Below are 7,611 nucleotides of genomic sequence, written 5' to 3'. Positions count from 1 at the left end.
AAGGCGGAGGGTCAGTGGACATCATTGTTAATGACACATCGCCTTCGCGGGCAAGCCTCGCTCCTACTGGGTTTACATCTTGGCTGACGGGTGTTGGGCAAGCACCCCAACTCTAATCACGCGTCCTCGGGCTGAATAATGAGGGGATCTGATTAGGGGATCACCAAACGTCATCCCCCGAAAAGATCAGAACGTCCCGGGGTAACTGCCGCCGTCCAGCAGCAGGTTTTGCCCGGTGAGGAAACCGGCATTGGCGCTGCAGATGAACGCGCAGTAGGCGCCGAACTCATCGGGTTGCCCGAAGCGCTGGGCCGGCACGTGCTTGCGCCGCTGTTCGCTGATGCTTTCGACGCTGGTGCCATTGGCCTCGGCGGCGGCGCTCAGGGTCTTGTGCAAACGCTCGGTCTCGAACGGTCCCGGCAGCAAATTGTTGATCGTCACGTTGTGCCCGGCCAGCCGTGACTGGCGTGCAAGCCCGGCGATAAAACCGGTCAGGCCGCTGCGTGCGCCGTTGGACAGTCCCAACACATCGATTGGCGCCTTCACCGCGCCGGAGGTGATGTTGACAATACGCCCGAAACCGCGCTCGGCCATGCCATCGACGCAGACCTTGATCAGCTCGATGGGCGTGAGCATGTTGGCATCCAGCGCCTTCAGCCAGTCGTCGCGCTGCCAGTCACGGAAGTCACCCGGAGGCGGTCCGCCGGCGTTGTTGATCAGGATGTCCACCTGCGGACATGCCGCCAAAACCTGGTCGCGCACTGCGGGCGTGCTGATGTCCCCGGCCACCGTGCGCACGTCGATGCCCGGCGCCAGGCTGCGCAATTCTGTAGCGGCAGCCTGCAAGGTTTCGTCACCCCGGGCGTTGATCACCAGGTTGACGCCCTCCTTCGCCAAGGCCCGCGCACAGGCCAGACCCAGGCCCTTGCTGGCGGCGCAGACGATGGCCCAGCGACCTGAAATACCCAAATCCATGACGATGCTCCTGACGGTTGGAAAACCTCACGTTACCACCAGGACCCGCCTCGCCGGGGGATGACAAAGGGTGATCGGCGGATCAGACCTTTTCATTATCGGCCGCCTCCCACGCTTATTACTGTCTGCGGACCAATAAGAACCGGAGAAACCCATGAACCCGTTCCAGTTTTATTTCCCCACCACTTTGAAAAGCGGCAACGGCCTGGTGCGTCAGGCCGGTGCATTGCTCAAGCCCCATGTTCGGAAAAAACTGCTGGTGGTCACTGACGCAGGGCTGATGGCGTCGGGCGTGATGGAAGGTTTTTTCGCCTCCCTGGCCGAGAGTGACATCGGCTATGAAGTGTTTTCCGGCGTCGAACCGAACCCCACCACCGACGTGCTGGAACGAGCCGTGGCCTTCCTGAAAAACCACGACTGTGACTCGGTGATCGGCGTCGGTGGCGGCAGCAGCATCGACACCGCCAAGGGCGTGGCGGCCATGGCCACCAACCCCGGCAACATCCTCGACTACGAGGGCTACGACAAACTGCTGCACCCACCCCTGCCGATCTTCGCGATCCCGACCACCTCCGGCACTGGCAGCGAATGCACCGCCTCCACCGTGTTCACCAACACCAAGACCCTGTTCAAAACCGTGATCATCAGCCCGGCACTGTTTCCGAAACTGGCGATTCTCGACGCCGAGCTGACGCTCAAACTTCCACCGTCGATCACCGCTGCGACGGGCATGGACGCCTTGACCCACGCCATCGAATCCTACGTGTCGAAGCAGGCCAACCCGGTCAGCCAGGCCCTGGCGCTGCAAGCGATCAAGATGATCTGCACGCACCTGCCCAAGGCATTTTTCAGCGGCTCCGACCTGCACGCCCGGGAACAGATGCTGCTTGGGTCGTTCCTCGCGGGCGTGGCCTTTGCCCAATCGAAACTGGGCAACGTGCATGCGATCTCCCATACCTTCGGCGGCGTCTTCAACATTCCCCACGGCATCGCCAACGCCACGCTGCTGCCCTACGTCATCGAATACAACCTGGCGGCCTGCCCGGAGCTGTTTCGCGAGATTGCCATCGCCATGGGCGAAGACATCGACGGCCTGAGCCTGGCCCGCGCCGGGCACAAAGTGGTGGACCACGTGGTGGCGCTGAACAAGGCCATCGGCATTCCCGACAACATCAAGGACCTGGGCGTGGACCTGGATTACATGCCGCAAATGGTCAGTGACTCGATGCGCAGCGGCAACGTGCTGGTCAACCCACGCCTGACCACCGCCGCCGACATTGAGCGAATCATCAGCAACGCCTGGCACGGCATTCATTCCTGAAGAGAACACGCCCATGTTTTACGAAATGCGCACCTACACGATTCAAATCGGAAAAATGCAGACCTACCTCAAGCACTTCGAGGAGGTCGGGCTACCGGTGATCTCCCGCTACACCACGCTGGTGGGTTGGTGGTACACCGAAATCGGCGAGCTGAATCAGGTGATCCACATCTGGGCCTACGAGAGCCTTGATGACCGGATCAAGAAACGGGCCGCGCTGTATCAGGACCCTGACTGGCTTGAGGGTTTCGTGCCGAAAGCGTTCCCGATGCTGGAAAAGATGGAATCGAAACTGCTGATCGCCGCCGATTTCTCCCCGATCAAATAAACCCCTGTGGGAGCGAACCTGCTCACGATAGCGGTATGTCAGACGCATCAAGGTTAACTGGCACTCCCCATCGCGAGCAGGCTCGCTCCCACACGGGGATTTGTACTGGCCTGCCGAATCGGCTCAAACCAAGGACAACCTCATGTGCGACCACAATCCCAACAATACCGCCGCCGACCGATCTCCCGACATCAAGGCCTTGCTCGAAGGCCTGCCCACTAACTGGGGCAAATGGGGGCCGGACGATGAAGTCGGTGCCCTGAATTACCTGCAAAGCGCCGAGATCCTCCGGGGCATCGCCTCGGTGCGCCAAGGCAAGACCTTCACCCTGCAAGTGCAGATCGGCCATCCCAAGGGCGAGCCGTTGTGGCCCGGCCGACGCCCGTCGATGCGTGTCAACGTACTGGACAAGGGCCACTTCCTGGCGGGCAAGACCCACTTTGACGGTCACGTGGAATACGCCGACGATGTGATCTTCATGCACCTGCAAGGCTCGACCCAATACGATGCGCTCGGCCACGTCTGGCACGACAACAAACTGTGGAACGGCTACGACGCCATGAGCACCATCGGCAGCATGGACAAGGCCAGCATCCTGCCGATTGCCGAACGCGGAATTGTCGGCCGCGCGGTGCTGATCGACATGGCGCGCCATCGCGGCAAAGCGGTGCTGGACAAGGGGGAGACCTTCAACCACCTGGATCTGCAGGCCGCAGCAAAAGCCCAGGGCATCGAGATCGAGAAACGCGACATCCTGATCATCCGCACGGGTTGGATCGGCTCGTTCTATGAGCGCGAACCGGAAGAGTTCTACAAGGACTTCGCCGAGCCGGGCCTGACCTTCAGCCGCGAACTGGTGGAGTGGTTTCACCAGATGGAAATTCCCAACCTGGTGACCGACACCATGGCCAACGAAGTGGCGGTCGACCCCACCTCGGGCGTGCTGATCCCGCTGCACAATGCCTTGATGCGCAACCTCGGCGTGACCTTCACCGAAGTGGCGCTGCTCGACGACCTGGCCACAGATTGCGCCGAAGACGGCCAGTGGCAGTTCCTCTACACCGCCGCGCCGTTGAAGATTGTCGGCGGGACCGGTGCGCCAGTGAATCCGATTGTGATCAAGTAGTCAGGTCCTGCTTCAGCTCGTTGATCAGCAGGGTCGCTGCCGGAGACAGGTCGGCGCCGACCCGGCTGATCACACCATAAGGCTCGATCAGCGCGCGCATGGACACCGGCAATTTCACCAGCAAATCGTGTTGCTCGCAGAATTGCGCGACTTCCACCGGGATCACCGCCAGCAAGGTCGGGTCCTGCTGCACCAACAGAATGGTGGCGAAGGTCGATGAGGTTTCCAGCGGATAACGCGGAATCTCCAGCCCCGCCTCATTTAACTCACGCTCCAGGGCCTGGCGCATCGGCATGTCCTTGGGGTAGACCACCCAGCGGTAATCGCTCAGTTGCGACAACTGCAACGACTCGGCACGGGCCAACGGATGGTCTTTGCTGGCGACCACCGCCAAGGGCTCTTCGCTGAGTTCGATGCAGTCATAAGCGTCCGAGCGCTGGCCAACGCTGGTGCGACAGATCGCCAGGTCCAGCCGCCCTTGATCCAGCAAACCGAGCAAGGTGGCGCTGGTGTTTTCCACCAGTTCCACGGACAACTCCGGCTGCTTGAGCCTTAATTCGCTCAGGGCCCGGGTCAGCAACGGCACCGCGCCCATGATCACGCCTACCGACAACCGCCCGCCCTGGCCCTGCATGATGCTGAGCATTTCCTCGCGCAAATGTTCGACGTCGCTGTAGATCAGCCGTGCATACCGAATCATGCAACGGCCCATTTCATTAGCAACCAGGCCCTTGGGCTGACGTTCGAACAGCGGCATCCCAAGCAACGACTCGACTTCGTGCAAGGCCTTGGTGGCGCCGGACTGGGAAATCGAAATGTGCTCGGCGGCCTTGTGCAACGAGCCACGATCGTCCAGCGCGATCAGCAACCGCAGTTGTTTGAGTCGAAGCCGCGAAGCGATGCTGCCAAGTGAAGGGACCATGTCGGTGTGTGCTCGTTTCAATGGACAAATCCGTCAGGCCCACGCCGCCATTTGCCGGCGTGGGCAAAGTGGTTAGCACAGGGGCGCCCTGCTCCACTGGCCATCGACCAGTCGATTGAGGCTCAGCGGGTTAGCGTTTTGCAGCGCCTGGGGCAGGTACTCATCAGGATAGTTCTGGTAACAGACCGGCCGCAGGAAGCGATCAATGGCCAAGGTGCCGACTGAGGTGCCGCGGGCATCCGAAGTGGCTGGATAGGGTCCGCCATGCACCATCGCATCACTGACTTCGACGCCGGTCGGGTAGCCGTTGAGCAGCAAGCGTCCGACCTTGTCTTCGAGTAGCGGCAACAGGTCGCCGAAGCGATCCAGGTCCGCCGGGTCGGCAATCAGCGTGGCGGTCAGTTGACCGTGCAAACTGCCGAGCACGGCGCGCAGTTGGTGCCGGTCTGCGACCTCCACCACCACCGTGGCCGGGCCGAAGATCTCTTCCTGCAACAACGGATCGCCGTCGAGCAACAACTGTACGTCGGCCTTGAACAACTGCGGTTGCGCCTTGGATTTGCCCTGCGGCTGACCGGCGAGGTGATCGACCCGTTCGTGGGCCACGATGTGTTGAAGACCTGCGCGATAGCTGTTCAGGGCGCCAGCGTTGAGCATGGTCTGGGCCGGTTGGCTGCCCATGTTTTGCGCGAATACGTCCAGGAACTCGCTGAACTGCGGCGAGTGCAGGCCGATGATCAGTCCGGGGCTGGTGCAGAACTGGCCGCAGCCGAGGTTGATCGACGCGGTCAGTTCCTCGGCGACTTGGCTGCCACGGGTGTTCAGCGCCTCAGGCAGCAGGATCACCGGGTTGATACTCGACATCTCGGCGAACACCGGGATCGGTTGCGGGCGCGCGGCGGCCAGGTCGGACAAGGCTCGACCGCCCTTCAATGAACCGGTGAAACCGACGGCCTTGATGCCATCGGCCTTGACCAACCCCTGGCCGACACCCGCGCCGTAAATCATGTTGAACACGCCCGAAGGCATGCCGGTGCGCTGTGCCGCGCGCACGATGGCGCTGGCCACGCGGTCCGCGGTCGCCATGTGCCCGCTGTGGGCCTTGAACACCACCGGGCAACCGGCGGCCAGCGCAGAAGCGGTATCGCCACCGGCGGTGGAAAACGCCAGTGGGAAATTGCTCGCTCCAAACACGGCGACCGGGCCGACGCCGATGCGGTACTGACGGATGTCCTGGCGCGGCAACGGTGTGCGTTCGGGCTGAGCCTGATCGATCCGCGCACCGAGAAAATCACCCCGGAGCAACACCTGCGCAAACAAGCGTAACTGGCCCGTGGTGCGATTGCGCTCACCGCGAATCCGCCCTTCGGGCAAGGCGGTTTCCTGGCACACCAAGGCGATAAAATCGTCACCCAGCGCATCGATTTCATCAGCTATTGCGCCAAGAAACTCCGCACGTCGTAACGGCAACAGCTGACGAAACGGGGCAAAAGCTCGCGAGGCGGCCGTCACTGCCAGCGCGACTTCCTGATCATTGGCCTGATGAAAAACATAGGGCAGTGCTTGCCCGGTGCTGGCGTCGAAACTCTGCAACGTTTCGCCGCCAAGAGCGCTGCGCTGCCCGTCGATAAACTGCTGGCCCAAAATAGCGGACATCAAAAACTCCCTCGCCGGCGTTCGGCAGGCGATCATTCGAATTGAAGGGGTACGCCTATGGCGCACGCTTCACTCTATTGGCCGGGCTGATGGGCAACAAATGACAACAACGGGCCAGGGGATGAGTATTCGTCATCCCCCGCCCGTCATCGGTGGCACCAGGTGTCAGTGAATCGCGACCGGATTGATGTTGACCTGGGTCGAGCCCTTGTACAGCGGCTGTCCGAGGACGAACATGAACTCCCAGGCCTTGTCCTTCACCAGCGCGCGGCTGTCGATCAATTCAAGGTTGTAGATGCCGTTCTTCGCCAGCATGAACTGGTTGACCGGGAACTCCTGGCCGTCTTTCGCCGGGTAGATCTCCGAGGCCCAGGTGTCGCCGCCGAACGCGACGATCTGCTTGTCCGCCAACCATTTGGCCGCCGCCATGCCGATGCCCGGCTCCACGGCGAGGAATTTCTCGTTGTCCTTGCCCAGCAGTTCCAGCCAACCGGTGTTGAACAGCACCACGTCGCCCTTCTGAATGCTGATGCCTTGCAGGTCCAGTGCCTTCTGGATGTCGGCAACGCTGAACTCGGTTTTCTCCGGCACGATGGCGCTGCCGTACACGGCGGTCATGTCCAGCACCACGCCACGGGTGACGATGGGCGGGACTTTTTCGATGCCGAGTTTTTTCACGCCTTCGACGGTGACGAAGTCCGCCGCACGGTTGCCGTTGTAGTAGACATTGTCGATGCCGATATGGCCGATGCCGTTGAGTTGGGTGCCGACACCGGTCCAGCCGACCACCAGTTCATCGTTAAAGGTGAACTTGTTAGGCCCCATGGTGGTGCCACCCGCCTCGCCCGGCTGGATGTTGGTCAGGTGAAAACTGCGGTGACGGAAGGCTGGCAGAGTCTTGTCGATGGGCACGGCCAGCGGATAGGTTTTGCCGCTCTTGATCAATTTGGAGGCGTTGATCACCGACTCGGCGTTTAACAGATTCAGCGCGCCGATTTCATCGTTGGCGCCGTATTTCGAGGGGTACCATTTTTCGGCATCCGCCGCGTGAGCGGCATGGAGGGTGAACAACAGGGCAAACGGCAGTACCAATCGGGTCAGCATGAGCGGGTCCTTGTGAGGTTGCAGTGGACCCAAGGTACGCAGCCCGTCTGTGGGGAAACAGACAGGGATGGGCAATACAATTGTTCTGGATTATCACGAGTGACATCAGTGGGGGTGAGCCTGCTCGCGACAGCGGCGGGTCAGCCAGCATCGACGTCGGCTGACAGACCGCTGTCGCG

Annotated in this window: 7 protein-coding genes; 3 read left to right on the top strand and 4 right to left on the bottom strand. The window is 61.3% G+C overall.

What is annotated here, in order from left to right; translation table 11 throughout:
• Positions 1-186: 186 nt before the first annotated feature.
• Positions 187-975 (bottom strand): SDR family oxidoreductase, encoded by a 789-nt coding sequence (locus QMX98_RS29885; RefSeq protein ID WP_221106279.1) that lies wholly within the window; start codon positions 973-975, stop codon positions 187-189.
• Between the two features lie 154 nt (positions 976-1,129).
• Here QMX98_RS29885 and QMX98_RS29880 point away from each other — a divergent pair, with 154 nt between their 5' ends.
• The 3 genes from QMX98_RS29880 (at position 1,130) to QMX98_RS29870 (ending at position 3,750) form a co-directional block, all read left to right on the top strand.
• A complete protein-coding gene (locus QMX98_RS29880; protein WP_083376489.1) occupies positions 1,130-2,296 on the top strand; it encodes an iron-containing alcohol dehydrogenase in 1,167 nt (388 codons plus the stop codon).
• Between the two features lie 13 nt (positions 2,297-2,309).
• Entirely contained in the window at positions 2,310-2,624 is a 315-nt protein-coding gene (locus tag QMX98_RS29875; protein WP_010455264.1) for an NIPSNAP family protein, read from the top strand.
• A 142-nt stretch (positions 2,625-2,766) separates the two neighbouring features.
• On the top strand, positions 2,767-3,750 hold the full coding sequence (locus tag QMX98_RS29870; RefSeq protein WP_282411827.1) for a cyclase family protein: 984 nt from the start codon (positions 2,767-2,769) through the stop codon (positions 3,748-3,750).
• On the opposite strand, the gene QMX98_RS29865 is transcribed toward QMX98_RS29870, so the two are convergent.
• The 3 genes from QMX98_RS29865 to QMX98_RS29855 form a co-directional block, all read right to left on the bottom strand.
• The gene (locus tag QMX98_RS29865; RefSeq protein ID WP_077749438.1) at positions 3,743-4,672 is read right to left on the bottom strand and encodes a LysR family transcriptional regulator; all 930 of its coding nucleotides are present in this window, start codon (positions 4,670-4,672) and stop codon (positions 3,743-3,745) included. The genes QMX98_RS29870 and QMX98_RS29865 overlap by 8 nt on opposite strands.
• A gap of 72 nt (positions 4,673-4,744) precedes the next feature.
• Complete coding sequence (locus tag QMX98_RS29860; protein WP_282411826.1) at positions 4,745-6,328, bottom strand: aldehyde dehydrogenase (NADP(+)); 1,584 nt, start codon at positions 6,326-6,328, stop codon at positions 4,745-4,747.
• A 165-nt stretch (positions 6,329-6,493) separates the two neighbouring features.
• A complete protein-coding gene (locus tag QMX98_RS29855) occupies positions 6,494-7,432 on the bottom strand; it encodes a cyclase family protein (RefSeq protein ID WP_102595064.1) in 939 nt (312 codons plus the stop codon).
• Positions 7,433-7,611 lie beyond the last annotated feature (179 nt).

The sequence above is a fragment of the Pseudomonas sp. PS02303 genome (genome assembly GCF_029959925.1).
Classification (GTDB): Bacteria; Pseudomonadota; Gammaproteobacteria; order Pseudomonadales; family Pseudomonadaceae; genus Aquipseudomonas; species Aquipseudomonas mandelii.
This window is presented reverse-complemented; position numbering and strand designations above follow the sequence as displayed.

Coding starts and splice junctions, on each gene's coding strand:
- QMX98_RS29885 (WP_221106279.1), bottom strand. CDS start 975: ATGGATTTGGGTATTTCAGGTCGCTGGGCCATCGTCTGCGCCGCCAGC.
- QMX98_RS29880 (WP_083376489.1), top strand. CDS start 1,130: ATGAACCCGTTCCAGTTTTATTTCCCCACCACTTTGAAAAGCGGCAAC.
- QMX98_RS29875 (WP_010455264.1), top strand. CDS start 2,310: ATGTTTTACGAAATGCGCACCTACACGATTCAAATCGGAAAAATGCAG.
- QMX98_RS29870 (WP_282411827.1), top strand. CDS start 2,767: ATGTGCGACCACAATCCCAACAATACCGCCGCCGACCGATCTCCCGAC.
- QMX98_RS29865 (WP_077749438.1), bottom strand. CDS start 4,672: ATGGTCCCTTCACTTGGCAGCATCGCTTCGCGGCTTCGACTCAAACAA.
- QMX98_RS29860 (WP_282411826.1), bottom strand. CDS start 6,328: ATGTCCGCTATTTTGGGCCAGCAGTTTATCGACGGGCAGCGCAGCGCT.
- QMX98_RS29855 (WP_102595064.1), bottom strand. CDS start 7,432: ATGCTGACCCGATTGGTACTGCCGTTTGCCCTGTTGTTCACCCTCCAT.